Genomic DNA, 3,377 nt, shown 5'->3' with positions numbered 1-3,377 from the left:
TTTTTTTTCGCTTTTTGAGGTTAAAAAAGCGTGAAAGTAAGACTTGTTCTTTTTTTTATCTTTTCCTTTGTGATGAGGATATTGGAGTAATAGTTCAAACTGTTTTTGTTTTCGAATATTATGAAATTCTTTCTTTTATGGAATGAGTGTATTTAAAGTTTATTATGTTTTTATATTATTAATCTTGTTAGAAAAAAAGAAATGAGAAGCACGATTGGGAAAATTATGATGTTCTTTATTTTGTGCATATTTCCTTTATGGCTATATGCCCAGAATAAAGCAGTTAGAGGAGTCGTTACGGATAATCAGGGTACCCCCCTTCCAGGAGTAACGATAAGAGTGCAGGGTATGAATCTGGGAACGATGACGGATATGAATGGTCAGTTTACTCTATCGAATGTACCCTCCAACGGCAAATTGGAAGTTTCTTACATCGGTATGGTTACCCAGGTTTTGGATATTGAGGGTAGATCTTCGTTGGACGTTAGATTAACGGAAGATGTGGAGAGTTTAGATGAGGTGGTCGTTGTTGGCTACGGAAGTCAGAAGAAAGTGAATCTGACAGGAGCGGTTTCTTCGGTAGACATAGGCAAGGTTGCCGTCAGTCGTCCGATCACTAACCTTTCTTCTGGGTTGGTAGGATTGGCTTCAGGTTTGTACGTTCGTAACGGGAGCAATGACCCTGGCAATAACGCTTCCTTGTTGATACGCGGTCAGGGAACGTTGAACAATTCTTCTCCGTTGATTATCATCGACGGTGTGGAAGGCGATATCTCACGGATTCCTCCTCAGGATATCGAGAATATTTCGGTATTGAAGGATGCGGCCTCTTCAGCGATTTATGGTTCCCGTGCTGCCAACGGCGTTATATTGATTACGACCAAACAAGGCAAGAGAGGGAAGCTTTCCATCAACTACGATGCATATTATGCGGCCCAGAAGGTGGGTCATCTGATGCCTTTTGTGAGCAATAGCGTGGAGTGGATGGAACTGATTAACGAAGCGGCGAAAAACTCCAAACAAAGTCAAATATACAGTGACAAGAACATTCAGTTGTGGAAAGAACATGCGAACGACGATCCCATTCTTTGGCCAAATTCGAGCTGGAACGACGGTGTTTTCCGTACAGCCAATACGATGAATCACAATCTTTCGGCTTCTGGAGGAACAGAGAAGATCCAGTCGTTCATCTCTTTCAATTATGCTAATAACCCTGGAATCATCGAGAACACTGCCTATTCTCGTTACAGTATTCGTGCCAATAATAAGATGCAGGTTACTCCTTGGCTGAATGTGGGTATGAATTTGCATGGCACTCTTACAGATAAAGAACGGGGGAGTTCTAACCTGTCGAGTATGTTTACCAATTCTATATTGGCCATCCCGACGGTTACAGTTAAACATCCTGACGGTCGATTAGGAGGTACCCAAAATATCGAGGATAGTCAAGTAGCTCGTTCTGGTTTGGCTTATGTGCGTGCCCTTTCAGGAAAGAATGTATCTCATACATTTAACGGTCGTTTTTTTGCCTCATTGACTCCGTTGAAAGGCTTGACGATTGACGGTTCGTATAACTATTCGTTCTATGTAAATAAATTGACGACCATTCCTCAGCCTATAGATTTGTGGAATTTCCAAAAAGAAATGCTCGTTGAAAAAGGTCAGCGAGTAAATATAACAGTTACCAATCAGGAGAGTCGATACGTTCGAAACTTTATGGATTTGACGGCTTCCTATGAAAAGACTCTTTGGGGACGCTTGACAGCTCGGTTGATGTTGGGTGGAAGTCAGGAACAATATGTGAGTGAGAGTTTCAGTGCCTCTCGTTCGGGTTTAATAGATCCAGCTTTGACCCAACTAAATGCGGCCACTGGCGATGCTACAGCTTCTGGCGGTTTATCGGATTGGTCGATGCGTTCTTATTTTGGTCGATTAAATTTGAATTGGGATGAGCGATATTTATTTGAAGCGAACTTCCGTCGGGACGGTTCTTCTCGTTTTATCGGCGATAATCGTTGGGGAAATTTTCCTTCTTTTTCTGCTGCTTGGCGAATATCTGAAGAACCCTTTATGAAGTTACTTCGAAGTCAATGGTTGGATAATTTGAAAATAAGAGTTTCCTATGGTTCTTTAGGAAATAATTCTGTAGGTAATTACGAAGCTATTCCGGTATTAGGTTCTACCAAATATGTACTTAACAATCTTCCGGTTGTAGGTTTCTATCAGTCTTCAATAGCCAATTCCAATTTAACTTGGGAATCTACTTCTGTAACTAACGTTGGTATAGATTGGAGTTTCTGGAAGAACAGGTTTAGTGGCAGTCTTGATCTCTATCATAAGATGACCAATGATATTTTAATCTCTTTGCCCGCTCCTTTTGTTTTGGGTACGGCCGGTCTTCCGAAACAAAATGCTGCAAAGGTGAGGAATCGCGGCATAGAGTTATCAATGTCGTGGAAAGACAAAATAGGTGGTTTTGGCTATTCCATAGCAACCAATATTACTTATAATAGGAATAAGGTTATAAAATTCAAAGGGGATGAAGCTTCTTATAGTGGAACGACTATGCTAAAGGAAGGTTTGCCTATCAATATTCAATATTTGCTTAAAGTAGATAGGATTGTAGAGAGTCAGGCGGATTTGGATTTGATACAAAAGATGATCGAGAATGCTCCTATAGATGAGTCGACGAACAAGAAAAAGAATCCTTTCCCCTTTGGTACTCCTCAATTAGGAGACCTTTTATACAAGGATATGAATGGAGACGGATTGGTAAATTTGGATGATAGAGTCACAATGGGTCATGGTCCCAATCCTTCGTGGATATATGGAATCTCTCTATCTGGTGATTATAAAGGATTTGATGCTTCTATTTCGATGGATGGCGTTTTAGGCATCAAACAATATTTCTACAATTCTTATTATACAACTCAGCTTCGTTGGTCTCGTATAGTAAATCGTGATGTGGCTAATGGTCGTTGGTATGAAGGTCGTACTACTCCAGCCACATATCCTCGTTTTGTTTTGGAAGGGGATAATCGGAATTTTCAGTCGAGTGATTTTTGGTTAGAGGATGTTTCTTTCCTTAAGATTCGTAATATTCAACTTGGTTATTCTCTTCCGTCGAGTATAATTTCACATGCAAATTTGACACGATTTAGGCTATATGTAGGTTTGGAGAATTATTTTACATTTACTAAATTTAAGGGAATGGATCCGGAGGTATCCGGAATGAATTATCCTTCCATGAAACAAGCTGTTTTTGGTATAAACTTATCCTTTTAAAGTGAATTGTTATGAAAAAGAAATACTTGTCGAGATTCTTGATCTCTTTATTTGCCCTGGTTCTTACGGGGTGTTATGATTTGGATCGTTTT

1 protein-coding gene is annotated in these 3,377 nt (G+C 40.0%); it reads left to right on the top strand.

Features of this window, described 5'->3' with window-relative positions:
* Positions 1-201 precede the first annotated feature (201 nt).
* Positions 202-3,285: a SusC/RagA family TonB-linked outer membrane protein gene (locus BN102_RS05890; RefSeq protein ID WP_019208183.1), complete on the top strand. Its 3,084-nt coding sequence runs from the start codon at positions 202-204 to the stop codon at positions 3,283-3,285.
* Positions 3,286-3,377 lie beyond the last annotated feature (92 nt).

This window comes from Phocaeicola abscessus CCUG 55929 (genome assembly GCF_000312445.1).
In the GTDB taxonomy this organism is placed as follows: domain Bacteria; phylum Bacteroidota; class Bacteroidia; order Bacteroidales; family Bacteroidaceae; genus Phocaeicola; species Phocaeicola abscessus.
Note: the sequence above shows the minus strand (reverse complement) of the source record. Positions and strands in the feature narration are given on the sequence as shown.